This window comes from Carbonicoccus niuqiaonis (genome assembly GCF_050157065.1).
In the GTDB taxonomy this organism is placed as follows: domain Bacteria; phylum Actinomycetota; class Actinomycetes; order Propionibacteriales; family Propionibacteriaceae; genus Avipropionibacterium.
The window spans coordinates 3,327,771-3,348,237 of the sequence record NZ_CP189573.1; the positions used below are offsets into that span (position 1 = coordinate 3,327,771).

A 20,467-nucleotide genomic window follows, 5' to 3' on the forward strand; every position below is an offset into this window, starting at 1 on the left:
ACGTTCCGCCAGCCGATGCCAGGAGACCCGCATGTCCACCCGACCGGAGCCGTTCCCGTACCAGCGCGTGATGGTCTACGGGGTGACCGGCTCGGGCAAGACGACGGCCGCGGCACGGTTGGCGGGGCGTACCGGGCTGCCGTGGTGGGCGATCGACGAGCTCACCTGGGATGCGGACTGGACACCCGTCGCGGCCGACGAACAGCGCCGCCGGGTGAGCGAGATCTGTGCCGGGGAGCGGTGGATCATCGACCACGGGTACGGCCAGTGGCTCGACGTGCCGGTGGGTCGGGCCGACCTCGTCGTCGCGCTGGACTACCCGCGGCCGGTGTCATTGGCCGCACTGGTCACCCGGTCGCTCACCAACGTGGCCACCGGACGTGACACCTGCAACGGCAACCGCGAGACCTGGCACACCTTGGTGGCCGACGAGTCGATCGTCCGCTGGCACTTCCGGTCGTTCGCCCGGAAGCGTGCCCGCATCCGGGGCTGGGTGGCCGACTCCCCCGGCCCGGACGTCAAGCGGTTCACCTCCCGCCGACAGCTCGCCGACTGGCTGCGTTCGTACGGCCCGGTGGACTGAGCGCCGCAGCGCTCAGGTGTCCCGCCGGCCCCGCCGGTACAGCACCGACGCCACGATGACGACCACCACGATCGCCACGCCCATGATCACCAGGCCCAGCGGTTCGTCACGGCCGGGGAACCAGACGTTGGCGCCGAACAGCCCGGCGACCAGACCGGGGCCCAACAGCAGTGCGGTCACCAGACCGATGGTGGACTCCAACCGCAGTTGTGCGTTCTGCGCCTTCTCCCGGGCCTCGCCGGCGGCCAGCCGTTCGACCCGGGCCGCCTCCCGTTCGGCCTCCCGCGCATCGCGAGCCGCTCGCCGCTCCTCGACACGCTGCTGCTCCAGCTCCCGGCGCCGCGCCATCTCCTGGTCGCGTTCGGCTCGCTGGGCCTGCATCTCCAACGTCTGCTGGGCCCGTTCGGCGGCCTGCCGGGCCAGCTCGCGGGAGTGCAGTGTCGCCTGGGCGGCCTGCACCTGCCGGTCGAGTTCTCGGAACTCGGCCACCAGGTCCTTCGCGTACTCCTCGGTCTCGCCCAGACGCTCAGCCCAGGGGCCCTCGAGCCAGCCGTGCCGGCGCGCCGCGGCGACGATCCGCTCGTGACCGTGCAACCGCCGACGGGCGTGCTGGATGTGCCGCCGGATCGCGTTCAGTGATTCCGGATCGCCGCCGCTGACCGGGTCGTCGGTGTCACCGGTGACCTCCCACGAGTCCAACCACGAGCGGTGGAGGTCGACGACGTCCTCGAAGCTCTCCACCAACCGGTCGCAGAGCAGGCCGACGAAGGCGCTGGTGGTGGTCGGTCGCTCCTGACGGATGGTGGACACCAGCTTGCTGAGCACCGGCGACGCGTCCTCACGTTGCCGCCCGTCGGGGCCCAGCGCGTCCGGTTGGTGCCACACCAGCAGGCACCACCGCTCGGCGACCAGCACCTCCACGGGTTGGGTCAGCGTCCACCCGGCGATGGCCGAGCCGTCCCCGGCCTCGGTCTCCTCCCGGGCCTCCGCACCGGCCAGGGCCAGGTGCACCGCGGCCGGGTCGTCGTACCGCTCCAGGCGGAAGGTCGGGTCGGGGCTCAACAGGTCGTCGGTCAGGTCGTCGTCCAACTGGACGTCCAGCACCCCACGCAGCAACTGTTGGATCGTGGCGCGGTCGGCACTCGGGTCGAGCTGCAGCACCAGGTACTGCTCGGACGCCAGGCTGCGGACGTCGAGTTCGGTGGTCGCCCCGGGGACGCCGCGGGTCCAGGTGGTGGTGCGCAGCAGTCCGGGCGGCAGGGTGCCGACGGCGGTCGGCCGGCCCCCACCGGAGCTGGAGAACCGTACGGTCTGGCTCCGGGTGACCTCGCGCATACTGGGCTGAGCCGTCAGCCCCTCCCCCAGCAGGGCCTGTTCGAGCGCTTGTCGCAGCCCGGCGGTGAGGCGCTGCATCCCGACCGCCGCCATCAGGGTCGACATCTTTCGCCAGATCGTCGGCCGCCCCCGACCGCCGGCCTGCCGTACGGCAACGGCCAGTTCACCGGCGAGCGCTCGCGCACGTTCCTCGACCGTTTCGGCCACCACTGTCTCCTTCGGCTGGACTCTGTCCGACAGTCCACCATCTTCGTACCTTCGGGTGGCCACGGCCATCGGGACACCCCGGGAACGAGAACGCCGAAGGCCCCCGTACCTGATGCGGTACGGGGGCCCTCGGGTGAAGCGTGTGCTACGTCAGATCACTTGATGATCTTGGTGACACGGCCGGCGCCGACGGTACGACCACCCTCACGGATGGCGAACTTCAGCTCCTCCTCCATGGCGATCGGCTGGATCAGCTTGACCGACATGTCGGTGTTGTCACCCGGCATGACCATCTCGGTGCCCTCCGGCAGCTCGACCACACCGGTCACGTCGGTGGTGCGGAAGTAGAACTGCGGACGGTAGTTGTTGAAGAACGGGGTGTGACGGCCACCCTCCTCCTTGGAGAGGATGTAGACGCGCGCCTCGAACTCGGTGTGCGGGGTGGTGGTGCCCGGCTTGATGACGACCATGCCGCGCTCGACGTCCTCGCGCTTGGTGCCACGGAGCAGCAGACCGACGTTCTCGCCCGCCTGGCCCTCGTCGAGGATCTTGCGGAACATCTCGACACCGGTGATGGTGGTCGTCTGCTTCTCCTCGCGGATGCCCACGATGTCGACGGTCTCGCCGGTCTTGACGATGCCGCGCTCGATACGCCCGGTGACGACGGTGCCACGACCGGTGATCGTGAAGACGTCCTCGACGGGCATCAGGAACGGCTTGTCGATCTCGCGCTCCGGCTGCGGAATGTACTCGTCGACCGCGTCCATCAGCTTGAGGATCGACTCGCCCCACTTGGCGTCACCCTGCAGTGCCGGGAAGGCGGCAACCGGGACGACCGGAACGTTGTCGCCGTCGAACTCCTGGCTCGACAGCAGCTCACGGACCTCGAGCTCGACGAGCTCCAGGATCTCCTCGTCGTCAACCATGTCGCACTTGTTGAGGGCCACGACCATGGCCGGCACGCCGACCTGACGGGCCAGCAGCACGTGCTCACGGGTCTGCGGCATCGGACCGTCGGTGGCCGCCACGACCAGGATCGCGCCGTCCATCTGGGCCGCGCCGGTGATCATGTTCTTGACGTAGTCGGCGTGGCCGGGGCAGTCGACGTGCGCGTAGTGGCGGGCGTCGGTCTGGTACTCGATGTGGGCGATCGAGATCGTGATGCCGCGCTGCCGCTCCTCGGGCGCCTTGTCGATCTGGTCGAAGGCCTCCGTGCTCGGGTTGGCTTCGGGATCCTTGTCGTGGAGCACCTTGGAAATCGCCGCGGTGAGAGTGGTCTTGCCGTGGTCGATGTGTCCAATGGTGCCGATGTTGGCGTGCGGCTTGGTCCGCTCGAACTTGGCCTTTGCCACTGGGGCTCCTTCTTCGGTGTTTCGCCTCGCCTGTTCTGCGAAGCGGGTCTATGGGTTGTGTGTTGCGGCCGTGCTGCCCGGAAGCAGACTCGGCCAATTTTCGTGCACGGGAGGCACCCGGTCAAACCGGGAGTCTACCGCGCCCGGTGAGTCACTCGCCGCGGGCCTTCTGGATCACCTCGTCGGCCACCGACTGCGGCATCTCGGCGTACGAGTCGAACTCCATCGAGTACGAGGCCTGACCGGAGGTCTTCGACCGCAGGTCACCCACGTAGCCGAACATCTCCGACAGGGGCACGAGAGCCTCGACGACCTGGTCGCCGTGCTCCTCACGGGTGCCCTGCATCAGGCCACGCCGGGAGTTCAGGTCGCCGATCACGTTGCCGAGGAAGTCGTCGGGGGTGGTGACCTCGACCTTCATCATCGGCTCGAGCAGCGCCGGATCGGCACGACGGGCGGCCTCCTTGAAGACCTGGATGCCGGCGATCTTGAACGCGAGCTCGGAGGAGTCGACGTCATGGTAGGCACCGTCGGTCAGGGTGACCTTGATGTCCTCGACCGGGTAGCCGGCCAGGACACCGAACTGCATGGCCTCCTGGATCCCCTCGTCGACCGGCGGGATGTACTCGCGCGGGATGCGGCCACCGGTGATCGCGTTGACGAACTCGTAGCCCGACCCCGGCTCCTGCGGCTCCAGCGAGATGATCACGCGAGCGTACTGACCCGAACCACCCGACTGCTTCTTGTGGGTGTACTCGATCTTCTCCACCGGGCGACGCAGGGTCTCGCGGTAGGCGACCTGCGGCTTGCCGATGTTGGCCTCGACCTTGAACTCACGACGCATCCGGTCGATCAGGATGTCGAGGTGCAGCTCGCCCATGCCGGCGATGATCGTCTGCCCGGTCTCGGTGTCGGTGTGCACGCGGAAGGTGGGGTCCTCCTCCGCGAGCCGCTGGATGGCGGCCGACAGCTTCTCCTGGTCGCTCTTGGTCTTCGGCTCGATGGCCTGCTCGATGACCGGCGCCGGGAAGTCCATCGACTCCAGCACGATCGGGTTCGAGGGGTCGGCCAGCGTCTCCCCGGTGGTGGTGTCCTTCAGACCCATCACGGCGACGATCTGACCGGCACCGACCGAGGCGATCTCCTCACGCTTGTTGGCGTGCATCTGGTAGATCTTGCCGATCCGCTCCTTGCGCTGCTTGGTGCTGTTGAGCACCTGGCTGCCGGTCTCGAGGCGACCCGAGTAGATGCGGACGTAGGTCAGCCGGCCCAGGTGCGGGTCGGAGGCGATCTTGAACGCCAGCGCCGACAGCGGCTCGGAGTCCGACGGCTTGCGGTGCAGCTCGGTCTCCTCGTCGCCCGGCTTGAAGCCGTCGATGGCCTCGACGTCGAGCGGCGACGGCAGGTAGCTGACGACCGCGTCGAGCAGCGGCTGCACACCCTTGTTCTTGAACGCCGAGCCGCAGAACACGGCCGTCAGCGAGCTGGCCAGGACGGCGCGTCGGATGGCGGCTTGCAGGTCGTCGACGGTGAACTCGCCCTCGAGGTACTTCTCGGCGAACACGTCGTCATGGTCGGCGATCACCTCGACGAGCTCGTCGTGAGCTGTCTGGGCTGCATCGGCCATGTCGGCCGGGATCTCCTCGACCTCGTAGTCCTCGCCGATCTTGGTCTCGCCACGCCAGGTGAGCGCGCGCATCTTGACCAGGTCGATCACACCGAGGAAGTCGCCCTCGGCGCCGATCGGCAGCTGCATCACCGCAGCGGTCGCGTTGAGCCGCTTGCGGATGGTGCCGACGGCGTACTCGAAGTTGGCGCCGGTGCGGTCGAGCTTGTTGACGAAGCAGATGCGAGGAACGCCGTACCGGTCGGCCTGCCGCCACACGGTCTGCGACTGCGGCTCCACGCCAGCCACGCCGTCGAACACCGCGACGGCGCCGTCGAGCACGCGCAGGTTGCGCTCGACCTCGATTGTGAAGTCGACGTGCCCGGGGGTGTCGATGATGTTGATCTGGGTGTCGTGCCAGTGACAGGTGGTGGCGGCGGAGGTGATGGTGATGCCACGCTCCTGCTCCTGCTCCATCCAGTCCATGGTCGCACCGCCGTCGTGCGTCTCACCGATCTTGTAGTTGATGCCGGTGTAGAACAGGATCCGCTCGGTGGTGGTGGTCTTGCCGGCGTCGATGTGCGCCATGATGCCGATGTTGCGGACCTTGCCCAGGTCAGTCTTGATTTCGACGGCCACGAAAGTTCAAACCTCTCGATTTCGGTGCGTGGAGGAGGAGGTGGAGCAGGTGGTGCGGCAGGGGCCACCGCACCGGGAGAAGATCACCAGCGGTAGTGGGCGAAGGCGCGGTTGGCCTCGGCCATCTTGTGGGTGTCCTCACGACGCTTGACCGCCGCGCCCAGACCGTTGGAGGCGTCCAGGATCTCGTTCATCAGGCGCTCGGCCATCGTCTTCTCGCGACGATCGCGGGCGAAGGAGACCAGCCAACGCATCGACAGCGTGGTGGCGCGGCCGGGCTTGACCTCGACCGGCACCTGGTAGGTGGCGCCACCGACGCGGCGGCTCTTCACCTCGAGCGACGGGCGGATGTTGTCCAGCGCACGCTTCAGGGTCTGCACGGGGTCGACACCGGTCTTGGCGCGGGTGCCCTCGAGTGCGGAGTAGACGATGTTCTGCGCGACGGTCTTCTTGCCGTCCTGCAGCACCTTGCTCACCAGCTGGGAGACCAGCGGCGACCCGTACACGGGATCGACAAGGACGGGACGCTTCGGGGCGGGACCCTTGCGGGGCATTACTTCTCCTTCTTCGCGCCGTAGCGGCTGCGAGCCTGCTTGCGGTTCTTGACGCCCTGGGTGTCGAGGGAGCCGCGGATGATCTTGTATCGGACGCCGGGAAGGTCCTTCACCCGGCCACCGCGGACGAGCACCATCGAGTGCTCCTGCAGGTTGTGGCCGACCCCGGGGATGTACGCGGTCACCTCGATCGCGCTGGACAGTCGGACGCGAGCCACCTTCCGCAGTGCCGAGTTCGGCTTCTTGGGCGTGGTGGTGTAGACGCGGGTGCACACACCTCTGCGCTGGGGCGAACCCTTGAGCGCAGGCGTGTTGTTCTTGCTCACCTTGTCCTGGCGACCCTTACGGACCAGCTGCTGAATTGTGGGCACCGCGTCGATCTCTTCTCTGTCGTTGACTGCTGGTTGGCGTCCGTCGGCGTGCCGCTCCCCACCAACCGAGGTTTCGTACCGAAGATGGTGCTTGGAGCAGACGGTCCGCAGGTGGACCCAGCGGCGCCCTGAGTGACACACGGGCACACGCTTGGGCTCGGGCAAGCCCGAACGCACCCGTCTAGGGTAATCGGTGCACGCCCGTCGGTCAAAAGGAGGCCCGCAGGATCACCCCGGGATCACCCCGCCGCGAGGCCCGGGATCACCCCGCCGCGAGGCCGCAGAATCAATCGTACGATGGATGGTCCGCGGGGTGCGGTCGATCGACGATGGTGCCATGAAGAAGACAGTCTTTGCCCTGACCGCCCTATGGACCGCCCTCGGCCTGGCCGGCGGGTTGGCGTACCGCGAGATCACCAAGGCGGCCGAGTTCACCGGGAGCACCCAACTCGCCGTCGTTCACACCCACCTGTTGACCCTCGGCACCATCATCGGGTTCGTGCTCCTCGTGCTGGAGCAGGTGTTCCGGCTCAGTCGGTACCGCCGCACGATGGTGGCCGGCCTGATCACCTGGAACCTCGGCCTGGTGATCACCTCGACCATGATGGCCTTCCACGGGGTGCAGCAGATCGACGGCGTGGCGTCCACCCCGATGACCGCCGGCATCTCGGGCCTCGGCCACATGCTGCTCACGACCGGCTTCGTGCTGTTCTTCGTCGCCCTCGGCCGGCGGGTCGTGCTCGACAAGGATGTGGCGCCGACCGCCGCCGCGACCCCGGTGATGGGCTAGCTTCGTGGGCCATGGCAGCACGGAGGTCGGAGCACCCTCGCCCGGCGGCATCGCGCCGGTGGGGGTGGTTCCGGGTGCTGTGCCGGTGGCTCCGGCCGAGCGTGCTGACGCTCGGGTTGGTGTTCTTCGCGCTGCCCTTCCTCACCGTCGCCTGCGACACACCGGGCGGCTTCGGCCACGTGAGCCCGGGCGGCACCACCAGTTGGACCGGGTACGACCTCGCCCTGGGGTCGGCACCCGAGCGCAGCGCGGATCACGTGCTGCCGGCGGCGGAGGCTGCCCCGGACGTCCTCCCGGTGCAACCGTTGGTGCTGATCGCGCTGGTGTTGCAGGCCGCAACGGTGGTGTGCGCACTGGTGATCACAACCCCACAGTGGCGGCGGTACGTGTCGGTCTGCCTGGCCGCGCTGACCGGCACCGTGCTCACCAGCGGCCTGCTGGTGGCACGGGACCGCGTCATCACCCTGGTCACCGAGCAGTTGGCCGGACGGACCCTGCCGCCGGACCGCACCCCGGCCAGTTACGTCGTGGTCGGGTCGGGCTTCACCTGGACCGTGGCGGTGCTCTGCGTCGTGCTGGTCACCGACCTGTTCTGGTGGGTCCGCGGTCAGTTGTCCGCGCGCCGAAGCCGTACGGCCGACACCTCACCACGGGCGGGCCCAGCGGCGGGAGACCGCCACCAGCACCATCACCGTCAGCGCGAACATGATCACCGCCAACCCGATGGCGCGGTCGGGTTGACCCTGCAGTTCGGCGTAGACGGCCAGGGGCAGGGTTCGGGTGGTGCCGGGAAAGTTGCCGGCGAACGTGATCGTCGCACCGAACTCTCCCAGCGCCCGGGCCCAGCCCAGGACTGCACCCGACACCAGGGAGGGGCGGATCATCGGCAGCAGGATCTGCCACACCGCCCGCCACGGCCCGGCGCCGAGGGTCCGGGCGGCGTCGACCACCCTGGTGTCGACCTGCCGTAGCGCCCCTTCGACCGTGAGCACCACGAACGGCATCGCCACGAACACCTGGGCGGCCACGACGGCGTACGGGGTGAACGGCATCGACCAGCCGGTCCAATCGTAGAGCGGCCTGCCGATCACACCTGAGCGACCCATCGCGGCGAACAGGGCGACGCCGCCGACGACCGGCGGCAGCACCAGTGGCACCGTCACCAGCGCCCGCAGCAGCGCGGCTCCGCGCAGCCCGGGACGCGACAGCAGGATCGCGAACGGGACACCGAGCAGCAACATCACCACGGTCGCCACGGTTGCGGTCGCCATCGACAGCAGCACCGCCTGACCGGTGGCGGGATCGGTCAACAGGCCAGGCAGGTCCGGCCACGGGGTCCGGATCAGCAGACCGGCCAGCGGGAGGACGAGGGCGGCCACCCCCACACCCGCGAGCAGGACGAGCCACCCCGGGAACCGGCGCAGCCCGGCGTCGCTTGCGGGGACCATGATCAGCTGCCGCCGAAGCCGTACGACCTGAGCACCGCTTGGCCTTCCGGCGACAGCACGTACGCGACGAACCGCTCGGCCTCGCCCGCGTCGGCGGTGTCCGGCAGCTTGGCGATCAGGTAGGTGTTGACGGCCTGCTCCGCGCCGGGAGTCGGCAACCCCTCGACGCGACCCCGGGCACTGGTCACGTCGGTCCGGTAGACCAGGGCGGCGTCGACCTCACCGAGCTCGACCTTGCGCAGGGTCGCCTTCACGTCGACCTCGTAGGTGTCCGGCTTCGGGGTGATGCCGAGCCGCTCGAACAGGGTGGCCGCCGCCTTGCCGCACGGCACCTCGACCGCACACAGCGCGATCGTGCGGTCCTCGTCGCCGAAGTCGGCGAGCTCGGTGACGTTGCCCGGATTCCCCGGTGGGACAGCGATCTGGAGGGTGTTGGTGGTGAGCACTTCCGGCGTGACGTCCAGGCCGGCCTTGGCCAGCGAGGCCATCGTCGACTCGTTCGCCGAGGCGAAGACGTCGGCCGGCGCCCCCGAGGCGACCTGGGCGGCCAAGGTCGCCGATGAGCCGTACGACACCCGCACCTCGACTCCGGGGTGTTCGGCGCGGTAGGCCTCGATGATCTCGTCGAACGACTCGGTGAGCGACGCCGCGGCCAGCACGGTGACCACGCGGGCCGGCTGGCAGGCGCCGACGGCGATGATCAGCAGCAGGCTGAGGGCCAGCGCCACCTGCTTGAGCGCCACCTGCGTGAGCGTCGTTCCCTTGATCGTTGCCCCGTTCATCACTGCGGGACCTCCAGGACGACGTTGGTCGCCTTGATGCTGGCGACCGCCACACTGCCCGGCTCCAGCCCGAGCTCGCGGACCGCCTCCGCCGAGATCAGCGAGACCACCCGGAACGGGCCACACTGGAGCTCGACCTGGGCCATCACGGTGTCGGCGGTGACTGCGGTGACCAGCCCGGTGAACCGGTTGCGGGCGCTGGCGGCTCCCGACGCGGCCATCGGCGCCTTGGCGACCTCCTGGGCCAGTGCGGCCAGTTCGGCACCGTCGATCCGGACCGCGCCGTGACTGTCGACCGGGCTCAGCCGGCCGGCGTCGAGCCAACGGCGGACCGTGTCGTCGCTCACCCCGAGCAGGGTCGCTGCTTCACTGACCTTGAACTGCGGCATTTCCACAGCCTATCCTCCGCATCCGCGGAGGTGTTGAGGCGTTCCAGCCCAGCAGGTGAGGAAGGGTGACGAATCCATGACAAAGTTTCCACTCTTGGCGGTGTCGTCACCGGATGTTCACCCGGAACCACCACCATGGTGTGTGTGGACGAGACCACCGGTGCTGACGTGCGCGGACGCGTCATCGTGATCACCGGCGCCATGGCCGCCGGTAAGTCCACGGTTGCCGAACTGCTGGCCGACCGGCTGCCGAAGTCGGTCCACGTCCGAGGTGACGCGTTTCGCCGGATGGTGATCAACGGTCGCGCCGACATGACCCCGGCCCCGTCGCCGCAGGCGTCCGCCCAGCTCGAACTGCGGTACGACCTGGCGGCCCACACCGCCGACCAGTACGCCGAGCACGGCTTCGACGCGATCGTGCAGGACGTCATCATCGGGGCCAACCTGCCGTCGTTCATCGAGCGGATCAACAGTCCGGACCGATTCCTGGTGGTGCTCTCCCCCACGGTGTCGGCCCTCGAGTGGCGCGAGGAGCAGCGCACCAAGGCGGGCTACGTCCACTTCTCTCCCAAGGTGCTCGACGAGGTACTGCGCCGCGAAACCGCGCACATCGGTTACTGGCTCGACTCGTCGACCCAGACCCCGGAGGAGACGGTCGCCGACATCCTGGCGAATCTGGAGAAGGCGCGGGTCTGAGCTGCGAACCGATCACCGGGTCCCCACGGCACGTACGGCACTGTGGGCCCACATCCGCTCCCTGGCCGGCCCCGAACGGACGTGGGCCAGCAACCGCGATCTGGCGACCTTGCTGGCACTCACCGCCGGCGTACTCAACTCCGTCGGGTTCTTCGCGGTCACCATGTACACCTCGCACATGACCGGCCTGGCGGCGATGCTGGCCGACCAGCTGGTGCTCGGCGACCTCCGGCTCGTCGCGACGGCGGCGGTGGGCCTCGGCTCGTTCATCGCCGGGGCCGCGTGCTGCGCCCTGGTGTTCAATGCCGCCCGCCGCCGAGGCTGGCAGAGCCGTTATGCGGTGGTGCTGGTGCTCGAGGCGGTGCTGATCCTGCTGATCGGATTGCTGGCCAACGAACTCGATCTGGCCCGCCGGCTGTGGCCGCTGATCATCGTGCTCTGCTTCACGATGGGTTTGCAGAACGCGATCATCACCAAGATCTCGGCTGCCCAGATCCGTACCACCCACGTGACCGGGATGGTCACCGACATCGGCATCGAGCTGGGCAAACTCGTCTACCGGAGCCGACCCCGGACCGACCCGAACCCGGTACGCGCCGACCTCGACAAGCTGGGCCTGCTGGTTCTGCTGGTCAGCGCCTTCATCCTGGGCGGCGTGGCTGGGGCCATCGGCTACCAGGTGATCGGATTCGTGACTCTGGTCCCCATGGCGATGGTGCTGCTCGGTTTCGCGGCGATCCCGGTGGTCGATGACCTGCGGAACCGTTGAGCGTACGCTCCCGCTCGCTGCTCCACCTCGCCCCACTTCCTTCGTCTCGCCCCACTTCCTTGGTCTCGCCCCACTTCCTTTGCCTCGCCCCACTTCCTTGGTCTCGCCCCACTTCCGACAGGACACACAAGCTTCACGGGCGGGCAGCTTGTGCGTCGTGCAGGAACTGGTGCGTCGTGGCCCGCGAGCTTCGACGCACCCCCGCGGTCAGTCGTGGTACGTGAGTGCCTGGCGGATCAGCCAGCCGAGGGAGTCGCGCTCCATCACATCGCGCCAGGTCCAACGCACGAGCCACCACTTGAGCCGGCGCAGCTTCTCCTCGCGGGCACGCTCGTCTGCGATCACGTCGGCGACCGACTGGCCCGGACGCAGCAGCCGCCCATACTTCACGTGGCCGTCGAACTCCCCGATGACCCGAGCCTCATCCCACACGAAGTCAGCCCGGATCGCCTCCCCGCGGTAGTGGAACGTGCGCTGGAGATCCGGTGCCGGCAACAGCAGCTCCGACATCACGACACGGCTGTGTGATTCCCCCGCACTCTCACTGCGCCCATCGCCGAACCTGACCGCACGCCGAGCCGTCGCGTTGCCTCGGTGGCGCACTCCGTCGACCAGGGCACCCATCAGCTCTTCGCGCGCCACCCCGCGTCGCAATCCGGCGTCGACGACGGCCACCGCGTCGGCGAACGGCACCGTACGGGCCACCGCCAGGACCGTGTCGGCGAGTGGCGTCACGGGCGTACCGGCGACCTCGGTGCGGCGCAGATCCGGCGTCCAGTGTCGCCACACCGGGCCGCGGTGATCACTGCGGGGAACGCCGGGTCGGCTGAGATGGACGACTCCCAACAGCCGCCGGTCGACGGGCAGTCCATGGACCACCGCCGCCGACACGTGGGACACCACGGCATCGGTCTCCTGCAGGGCGAGGCTGGCTGTGATGAGGTCCAGGTGGGCTTCCTCCGGCGTTCGCTGCAGTGGCGGGGCGTACGCCCCACGCCGGACTCGCTCAAGCGCGCCCCCTGTGGTCAGGCCAGCGACCTCGGCGTCGCTGAATCCCTCCGCCACCAACTGGCGCCGTAGTCGTATGTGTCCCGGAAGTTCCATGCCTCAACCCTGCGCTGTGTTTGGGGCCCAGAATCCGTTGTCCACAGGGCAATTTCGACCAGTTCCGTACGGAAGCCGCCTCCGCTCCGGTGGCTGGCGCCCACGACACACCAGTTCCCGCACCACGCATAAGCAATCCGCTCATGCAACCGGTGCGTACTGAAGGAACTGGTGCGTACTGAAGGAACTGGGGCGTCGTGGGCGCGAGAAGGTCACCTGCGGCGTGGGCGCGAGACGGTCGCGTGCGTCGTGCCGGGGGCGTCGCGAGGGTGCGGACGCTCACGCGGAGGAGCGCAGGTGCCGGAACGGCCGAGGGCCCGCACCCCTGACGGGATGCGGGCCCTCGAACCGGGCTTGTCGTGCCTCAGCGGTAGTCGCCGAGGTCGAACTCCTCCAACGGGACTGCGGCGCCGGAGCCGGAACCGAAGTCGTAGTCGTAGTCGTACCCGACCAAGGAGTAGGCCGCGGCCTTCGCCTCGGGGGTCGGCTCCACACGGATGTTGCGGTACCGCTCCAGGCCGGTGCCGGCCGGGATCAGCTTGCCGAGGATCACGTTCTCCTTCAGCCCGACCAGGCTGTCGGAGCGGCCGTGGATCGCGGCATCGGTCAGCACCTTGGTGGTCTCCTGGAAGGAGGCCGCCGAGAGCCACGAGTCGGTGGCCAGCGACGCCTTGGTGATGCCCATCAGCACGGCACGACCGGACGCGGGGGTGCCACCCTCGGCGACGACCTGACGGTTGACGCCTTCGTAGCGGGAGCGGTCGATCAGGTCGCCGGGCAGCATCGACGAGTCGCCCGACTCGATGACGGTGATCCGCCGCAGCATCTGCCGGATGATGATCTCGATGTGCTTGTCGTGGATCGGCGCACCCTGCGTGCGGTAGACCTCCTGCACCTCGTCCACCAGGTACTCCTGCACCTTGCGGACACCGAGCACCCGGAGGACGTCCTGCGGATCCGGGGTACCGGCGGTCAGCTGCTGCCCGACGGCCACGTTCTCGCCGTCCTCGACCAGCAGCCGGACCCGGCGGCCCACGGGGACCTCCAGCTCCTCCGAACCGTCATCGGGGACCAGGTAGAGCTTGCGGCTCCGGTCCTCCTCCTCGATGCGGATCCGGCCGGCCACCTCGGCGATCGGCGACTTGCCCTTCGGCGTACGTGCCTCGAACAGCTCGACCACACGGGGCAGACCCTGGGTGATGTCGTCCCCGGCCACACCACCGGTGTGGAAGGTCCGCATCGTCAGCTGGGTGCCGGGCTCACCGATCGACTGGGCGGCGACGATACCGACCGCCTCACCCACGTCGACCAGCTTGCCGGTGGCCAGCGAACGGCCGTAGCACATGGCGCAGGTGCCGCTGACGGCCTCACAGGTGAGGACGCTGCGGACCTTGACCGAGGAGACCCCGGAGGCGACCAGCAGGGCGATGTTGACGTCGCCGAGGTCGGTCCCGGCGGCGACCAGCACCGACCCGTTCTCGTCCAGCACGTCGGTCGCGAGCGACCGGGCGTACACGGCGGTCTCGACGTGCTCATCGGCGATGAGCTTGCCGTCCACCTCGGTGGCGATCGTCTTGGTCAGGCCGCGCTCGGTGCCGCAGTCCTCCTCGCGGATGATCACGTCCTGGCTGACGTCCACCAGACGACGGGTCAGGTAACCCGAGTCGGCGGTACGCAGCGCGGTGTCGGCCTGTCCCTTTCGACCACCGTGGGTGGAGATGAAGTACTCCACCACGGTCAGGCCCTCACGGAAGTTGGCCTTGATCGGACGGGCGATGATCTCGCCCTTCGGGTTGGCCACCAGACCACGCATCGCGGAGATCTGGCGCATCTGCACCATGTTTCCGCGGGCGCCCGAGTGGACCATCATGTAGATCGGGTTGCGCTCGTCGAAGTTGTCCTCCATCACCTTCATCAGGTGGGCGGTGGCTTCGGTCCAGATCTCGATCAGGTCCTGGCGACGCTCCTCGCCGGTCATCAGGCCACGCTCGTACTGCTTGTCGATCTTGCTCGCGCGGGCCTCGTACCCCTGCAGGATCTCGGCCTTCTGCGGCGGCGAGGTGATGTCCCCCATCGACACGGTGACACCGGACCGGGTGGCCCAGTGGAAGCCCAGGTCCTTCAGCGCGTCCAGGCAGTTGGCCACCTCGGCCTTCGGGTAGCGCTCGGCCAGGTCGTTGACGATCGGGCCCAGCTGCTTCTTGCCGACCAGGAAGTTGACGTACGGGTAGTCCTCGGGCAGCGCCTCGTTGAAGATCGCGCGGCCCAGGGTCGTCTCCAGCAGCACGGTGCCGTTGGCCTGCAACTCCGCGCCCTCGGGCGGGATGATGTCGCGGAGCCGGATCCGGACCTTCGACTGGACGGTGATCTCGCCACGATCCATCGCCATCCACGCCTCGGCGATGTTGGCGAACACCCGACCCTGGCCGGGTGCCTCGTCGTCGGCGAGGGTGAGGAAGTACGTCCCGATGATCATGTCCTGGGTGGGCATGGTCACCGGACGACCGTCGGCCGGCTTCAAGATGTTGTTGGTCGACAACATCAGGATCCGGGCCTCGGCCTGTGCCTCGGCGCTCAGCGGCAGGTGGACCGCCATCTGGTCACCGTCGAAGTCGGCGTTGAAGGCGGTGCAGACCAGCGGGTGGATCTGGATCGCCTTGCCCTCGATCAGCTGCGGCTCGAACGCCTGGATGCCGAGTCGGTGCAGCGTGGGTGCACGGTTCAGCAGCACCGGGTGCTCGGCGATGACCTCTTCCAGCACGTCCCACACGACCGGGCGCTGCCGCTCGACCATCCGCTTGGCGGACTTGATGTTCTGGGCGTGGTTGAGGTCGTCCAACCGCTTCATCACGAACGGCTTGAACAGCTCCAGCGCCATCGTCTTCGGCAGACCGCACTGGTGCAGCTTCAGCTGCGGGCCGACCACGATGACCGAACGGCCCGAGTAGTCGACACGCTTGCCGAGCAGGTTCTGACGGAACCGGCCCTGCTTGCCCTTCAGCATGTCCGAGATCGACTTCAGCGCACGGTTGCCCGGCCCGGTCACCGGACGGCCGCGGCGGCCGTTGTCGAACAGGTTGTCGACGGCCTCCTGCAGCATCCGCTTCTCGTTGTTCACGATGATCTCGGGTGCACCGAGGTCGAGCAGCCGCTTCAGCCGGTTGTTCCGGTTGATCACGCGTCGGTACAGGTCGTTCAGGTCCGACGTCGCGAAGCGGCCACCGTCGAGCTGCACCATCGGCCGCAGGTCCGGCGGGATGACCGGGACGCAGTCCAGCACCATGCCCTCGGGCGAGTTCTCGGTGTTGATGAAGGCCGACACCACGTTGAGACGCTTCAGGGCACGGGTCTTGCGCTGGCCCTTGCCGTTGCGGATCGTGTCGCGCAGGTTCTCCGCCTCGGCGGCCAGATCGAACGTCTGCAGTCGCTTCTGGATCGCCGTGGCGCCCATGTAGCCCTCGAAGTACTTGCCGAAGCGCGACTTCATCTCGCGGTACAGCAGCTCGTCGCCCTCGAGGTCCTGGACCTTCAGCGACTTGAAGCGGTCCCAGACCGCCGCCAGCCGGTCGAGCTCACGCTGGGCGCGGTCGCGGAGCTGCTTGAGCTCCTTCTCGGCACCCTCGCGGACCTTGCGCTTGACGTCGGCCTTGGCGCCTTCGTCCTCGAGCTGGGCCAGGTCCTCCTCGAGCTTCTGCATGCGCGTGTTGATGTCGCTGTCCCGCTTGGTTTCCAGCTGCTTGCGCTCGGTGTCCATCCGCGCCTCGAGCGAGGACAGGTCCCGGTGCCGGGCCTCCTCGTCGACCGCAGTGATCATGTACGCGGCGAAGTAGATGACCTTCTCGAGGTCCTTCGGCGCGATGTCGAGCAGGTAGCCGAGCCGGCTCGGGACACCCTTGAAGTACCAGATGTGGGTGACCGGGGCGGCCAGCTCGATGTGGCCCATGCGGTCACGACGCACGTTCGAGCGGGTGACCTCGACACCACAGCGCTCGCAGATGATGCCCTTGAAACGGACCCGCTTGTACTTGCCGCAGTAGCACTCCCAGTCGCGGGTCGGGCCGAAGATCTTCTCGCAGAAGAGGCCGTCGCGCTCGGGCTTCAGGGTGCGGTAGTTGATGGTCTCGGGCTTCTTGACCTCGCCGTGGGACCACTCACGGATCTCGTTGGCGGTGGCCAGGCCGATCTTGATCTCGTCGAAGAAGTTCACGTCCAGCACGTTGCTTCTCATTCCTTGTGTCGTACGCCCGGGTGGCGGGCGCGGCGTGTGCTCAGTGGGTGGGAGGGACCGGTCCGGGCCGGGTCACGCGGTGGCGGTGACCCGGCCGGCGGACTCAGACTTCTTCGACGCTGCCGATCGACTCGCCCGGTCGCCGGGACAGGTCGATGCCGAACTCGTCGGAGCCTCGGTAGTTCTCCTCCTCGGAGTCCCGCAGCTCGACGCGGGTGCCGTCGGAGGACAGCACCTCGACGTTCAGGCAGAGGCTCCGCATCTCCTTGACCAGCACCTTGAACGACTCGGGGATGCCCGGTTCGGGGATGTTCTCGCCCTTGACGATGGCCTCGTACACCTTCACGCGGCCGAGCACGTCGTCGGACTTGATGGTCAACAGCTCCTGCAGGGCCCAGGCCGCGCCGTACGCCTCGAGGGCCCACACCTCCATCTCGCCGAACCGCTGGCCACCGAACTGGGCCTTACCGCCCAGCGGCTGCTGCGTGATCATCGAGTACGGACCGGTCGAACGGGCGTGGATCTTGTCGTCGACCAGGTGGTGCAGCTTCAGCATGTAGATGTAGCCGACACCGACCGGCTGCGGGTACGGCTCCCCGGACCGACCGTCGAACAACTGCGCCTTGCCCGTCCCGGCGACCATCCGGTCACCGTCGCGGTTGGGGTTGGAGTTCGTCAGCAGCCCGGTGATCTCGGCGTCGGTGGCACCGTCGAAGACCGGTGTCGCCAGGTTCGAGTCGCCGTCCACCTGCTCCAGGCCGACCTCGCGCAGACGCTCCGCCCACGGCTCGGTCACCCCTTCGATGTTCCAGCCGGCCTTGGCCACCCACCCGAGGTGGGTCTCCAGGACCTGGCCGAGGTTCATCCGGCCCGGCACGCCGAGCGGGTTGAGCACGATGTCGACCGGGGTGCCGTCCGGCATGAACGGCATGTCCTCGACCGGGTTGATCTTGGCGATGACGCCCTTGTTGCCGTGACGGCCGGCAAGCTTGTCACCGATGGAGATCTTCCGCTTCTGGGCCACGTACACCCGGACCAGCTGGTTGACCCCGGGCGGCAGCTCGTCGCCCTCCTCGGCGTCGAAGATGCGGACGCCGATGACGGTGCCCGACTCGCCGTGCGGCACCTTCAGCGAGGTGTCGCGGACCTCGCGGGCCTTCTCGCCGAAGATCGCCCGGAGCAGTCGCTCCTCCGGGGTCAGTTCGGTCTCGCCCTTCGGCGTGACCTTGCCGACCAGGATGTCGCCGGTGTTGACCTCGGCACCGATCCGGATGATGCCCCGCTCGTCCAGGTCGGCCAGCATCTCGTCGCTGACGTTGGGGATGTCGCGGGTGATCTCCTCGGCGCCCAGCTTGGTGTCACGGGCATCGACCTCGTGCTCCTCGATGTGGATCGAGGTCAAGACGTCGTCCTGCACCAGCCGCTGGCTGAGGATGATCGCGTCCTCGTAGTTGTGGCCCTCCCACGGCATGAACGCCACGAGCAGGTTGCGGCCCAGTGCGATCTCGGCGTTGTCGGTCGCCGGCCCGTCGGCCAGCGGCGTCCCCTCCTCGACCCGGTCACCCTCGCGGACCAGCGGACGCTGGTTGATGCAGGTGCCGGCGTTCGAGCGGCGGAACTTCGCCAGCTTGTGGGTCTGGTACGTGCCGTCGTCGTTGGCGATCTCGATCAGGTCGCCGCTCACCGAGGTGACCGCACCGGCCTTCTCGGCGATCGTGACGTCACCGACGTCGATGGCGGCCCGGTACTCCATGCCGGTACCGACGAACGGCGCCTCCGAACGGATCAGCGGCACCGCCTGCCGCTGCATGTTGGACCCCATCAGGGCACGCGACGCGTCGTCGTGCTCCAGGAACGGGATCATCGCGGTGGCCACCGACACCATCTGCCGCGGCGACACGTCCATGTACTCGACGTCGCTGGGCGGGATGGCGTCGATCTCGCCGTACTTCTTGCGGACCAGCACCCGCTCCTCGGCGAAGCTGCCGTCGGTGTTGAGCACCGCATTGGCCTGCGCGATGTCGTACCGGTCCTCCTCGTCGGCGGTCATGTAGTCGACCTGATCGGTCACCACACCGTCGACGACCCTGCGGTACGGGGTCTGGATGAACCCGAACGCGTTGACCCGGGCGAACGAGGCGAGCGAGCCGATCAGGCCGATGTTCGGGCCCTCCGGGGTCTCGATCGGACACATCCGGCCGTAGTGCGAGGGGTGGACGTCACGGACGTCCATCTGGGCGCGGTCACGGGAGATGCCGCCGGGGCCGAGCGCGTTCAGTCGCCGCTTGTGCGTCAACCCGGCCAGCGGGTTGTTCTGGTCCATGAACTGCGACAGCTGCGAGGTGCCGAAGAACTCCTTCAGCGCAGCCACCACGGGACGGATGTTGATCAGCGTCTGCGGGGTGATGGCCTCGATGTCCTGGGTGGTCATCCGGTCACGCACCACCCGCTCCATCCGGCCGAGACCGGTCCGGAGCTGGTTCTGGATGAGCTCACCCACGGTCCGCAGGCGACGGTTGCCGAAGTGGTCGATGTCGTCGGCCTCGACGATCAGGTCGTCGTCGAGGGTCTCCTGACCCTCGTGCAGCGCCACCACGTAACGGATCGCGGCGACGATGTCGTCGGTGGTCAGCACCTGCTGGTCCATCGGCTCGTTGCGGCCGAGCTTGCGGTTGATCTTGTAGCGCCCGACCTTGGCCAGGTCGTACCGCTTCGGGTTGAAGTAGTAGTTCTCCAGCAGCGTCTGGGCGGCCTCCTTGGTGGGCGGCTCGCCGGGGCGCAGCTTGCGGTAGATGTCGAGCAGGGCGTCGTCCTGGCCCGAGGTGTGGTCCTTCTCCAGGGTGAGTCGCATCGACTCGTACTGGCCGAACTCCTCGAGGATCTGCTCGTCGGTCCAGCCGAGCGCCTTCAGCAGGACGGTGACGTTCTGCTTGCGCTTGCGGTCGAGCCGGACACCGACGGTGTCGCGCTTGTCGACCTCGAACTCCAGCCACGCGCCGCGCGACGGGATGAACTTGCAGGTGAAGATGTCCTTGTCCGACGTCTTGTCGGGGGTCTGCTCGAAGTAGACACCGGGCGAGCGGACGAGCTGTGACACCACGACACGCTCGGTGCCGTTGATCACGAACGTGCCCTTGTCCGTCATCAGCGGGAACTCACCCATGAACACGGTCTGGCTCTTGATCTCGCCGGTCTCGTTGTTCATGAACTCGGCGGTGACGAACAGCGGTGCGGAGTACGTGACGTCGCGCTCCTTGCACTCGTCCACGCTGTTCTTCGGAGGCTCGAAGCGGTGCTCACGGAACGACAGCGACATCGTTCCGGAGAAGTCCTCGATCGGCGAGATCTCCTCGAAGATCTCCTCCAGGCCGGACCGGTCGTTGAAGTCGGTACGACCCTCCTCGAGGGCTTCGGCGACGCGTCCCTGCCAGACCTCGTTCCCGATCAGCCAGTCGAAGCTGTTGACCTGGATGTCGAGGAGATCGGGGATCTCGAACGGTTCGGCGATCTTGGCGAACGAGATGCGACCCGTGGGAGAGATGACGTCGTGCTTCGAGGTGATGGTGGTGGTGCGCGAGGCGGCCAAGAGTGGTCCTTCCGAAGGCACGCGAGCG

Annotated in this window: 16 protein-coding genes; 4 read left to right on the forward strand and 12 right to left on the reverse strand. The window is 67.9% G+C overall.

What is annotated here, in order from left to right:
- Nucleotides 1–31 precede the first annotated feature (31 nt).
- Nucleotides 32–583 (forward strand): P-loop NTPase family protein, encoded by a 552-nt coding sequence (locus ACQBAU_RS15265; protein WP_434548198.1) that lies wholly within the window; start codon nucleotides 32–34, stop codon nucleotides 581–583.
- 12 nt (nucleotides 584–595) lie between these two features.
- Here ACQBAU_RS15265 and ACQBAU_RS15270 read toward each other — a convergent pair whose 3' ends face one another.
- The 5 genes from ACQBAU_RS15270 to rpsL form a co-directional block, all read right to left on the reverse strand.
- Complete coding sequence (locus ACQBAU_RS15270) at nucleotides 596–2,125, reverse strand: CorA family divalent cation transporter (RefSeq protein ID WP_465256108.1); 1,530 nt, start codon at nucleotides 2,123–2,125, stop codon at nucleotides 596–598.
- Nucleotides 2,126–2,280: 155 nt separating this feature from the next.
- Nucleotides 2,281–3,477 carry an elongation factor Tu gene (gene tuf / locus ACQBAU_RS15275; protein WP_434548196.1) on the reverse strand — a complete coding sequence of 399 codons (1,197 nt, stop codon included), beginning with the start codon at nucleotides 3,475–3,477 and terminating at the stop codon, nucleotides 2,281–2,283.
- 151 nt (nucleotides 3,478–3,628) lie between these two features.
- Nucleotides 3,629–5,671: an elongation factor G gene (fusA, locus tag ACQBAU_RS15280; protein ID WP_465259518.1), complete on the reverse strand. Its 2,043-nt coding sequence runs from the start codon at nucleotides 5,669–5,671 to the stop codon at nucleotides 3,629–3,631.
- A 134-nt stretch (nucleotides 5,672–5,805) separates the two neighbouring features.
- Entirely contained in the window at nucleotides 5,806–6,276 is a 471-nt protein-coding gene (rpsG, locus tag ACQBAU_RS15285; protein WP_434548194.1) for a 30S ribosomal protein S7, read from the reverse strand.
- Nucleotides 6,276–6,647, reverse strand: coding sequence for a 30S ribosomal protein S12 (gene rpsL / locus ACQBAU_RS15290; protein WP_434548193.1), 372 nt, complete (start codon nucleotides 6,645–6,647; stop codon nucleotides 6,276–6,278). The genes rpsG and rpsL overlap by 1 nt, the downstream gene beginning before the upstream one ends.
- A gap of 337 nt (nucleotides 6,648–6,984) precedes the next feature.
- Between rpsL and ACQBAU_RS15295 the strand changes: the two genes are divergently transcribed.
- Nucleotides 6,985–7,437: a DUF2871 domain-containing protein gene (locus ACQBAU_RS15295; protein WP_434548192.1), complete on the forward strand. Its 453-nt coding sequence runs from the start codon at nucleotides 6,985–6,987 to the stop codon at nucleotides 7,435–7,437.
- Nucleotides 7,438–7,690: 253 nt separating this feature from the next.
- Here the strand turns inward: ACQBAU_RS15295 and ACQBAU_RS15300 are convergent, their stop codons facing one another.
- From ACQBAU_RS15300 to ACQBAU_RS15315, 4 genes are all read right to left on the reverse strand, one after another.
- Nucleotides 7,691–7,897: a hypothetical protein gene (locus ACQBAU_RS15300; protein WP_465256110.1), complete on the reverse strand. Its 207-nt coding sequence runs from the start codon at nucleotides 7,895–7,897 to the stop codon at nucleotides 7,691–7,693.
- Between the two features lie 184 nt (nucleotides 7,898–8,081).
- The gene (locus ACQBAU_RS15305) at nucleotides 8,082–8,885 is read right to left on the reverse strand and encodes an ABC transporter permease (protein WP_434548191.1); all 804 of its coding nucleotides are present in this window, start codon (nucleotides 8,883–8,885) and stop codon (nucleotides 8,082–8,084) included.
- A gap of 2 nt (nucleotides 8,886–8,887) precedes the next feature.
- Complete coding sequence (modA, locus tag ACQBAU_RS15310) at nucleotides 8,888–9,667, reverse strand: molybdate ABC transporter substrate-binding protein (protein WP_465256111.1); 780 nt, start codon at nucleotides 9,665–9,667, stop codon at nucleotides 8,888–8,890.
- Nucleotides 9,667–10,056 carry a TOBE domain-containing protein gene (locus ACQBAU_RS15315; protein ID WP_434548189.1) on the reverse strand — a complete coding sequence of 130 codons (390 nt, stop codon included), beginning with the start codon at nucleotides 10,054–10,056 and terminating at the stop codon, nucleotides 9,667–9,669. Before ACQBAU_RS15315 ends, modA begins: the two co-directional genes overlap by 1 nt.
- 144 nt (nucleotides 10,057–10,200) lie before the next feature.
- Between ACQBAU_RS15315 and ACQBAU_RS15320 the strand changes: the two genes are divergently transcribed.
- Together ACQBAU_RS15320 and ACQBAU_RS15325 are read left to right on the forward strand one after the other, a co-directional pair.
- The gene (locus tag ACQBAU_RS15320) at nucleotides 10,201–10,752 is read left to right on the forward strand and encodes an AAA family ATPase (protein ID WP_465256112.1); all 552 of its coding nucleotides are present in this window, start codon (nucleotides 10,201–10,203) and stop codon (nucleotides 10,750–10,752) included.
- Between the two features lie 109 nt (nucleotides 10,753–10,861).
- Nucleotides 10,862–11,521, forward strand: coding sequence for a YoaK family protein (locus ACQBAU_RS15325; protein WP_434548187.1), 660 nt, complete (start codon nucleotides 10,862–10,864; stop codon nucleotides 11,519–11,521).
- Between the two features lie 207 nt (nucleotides 11,522–11,728).
- Here the strand turns inward: ACQBAU_RS15325 and ACQBAU_RS15330 are convergent, their stop codons facing one another.
- The 3 genes from ACQBAU_RS15330 to rpoB all read right to left on the reverse strand — a co-directional run bounded on the left by ACQBAU_RS15330 (nucleotide 11,729) and on the right by rpoB (nucleotide 20,439).
- Nucleotides 11,729–12,625 (reverse strand): hypothetical protein, encoded by an 897-nt coding sequence (locus ACQBAU_RS15330; RefSeq protein WP_465256113.1) that lies wholly within the window; start codon nucleotides 12,623–12,625, stop codon nucleotides 11,729–11,731.
- Nucleotides 12,626–12,989: 364 nt separating this feature from the next.
- A complete protein-coding gene (locus tag ACQBAU_RS15335; protein WP_434548185.1) occupies nucleotides 12,990–16,853 on the reverse strand; it encodes a DNA-directed RNA polymerase subunit beta' in 3,864 nt (1,287 codons plus the stop codon).
- 103 nt (nucleotides 16,854–16,956) lie between these two features.
- Nucleotides 16,957–20,439, reverse strand: a complete 3,483-nt coding sequence (gene rpoB, locus ACQBAU_RS15340) for a DNA-directed RNA polymerase subunit beta (protein WP_434548469.1) — start codon at nucleotides 20,437–20,439, stop codon at nucleotides 16,957–16,959.
- Nucleotides 20,440–20,467 lie beyond the last annotated feature (28 nt).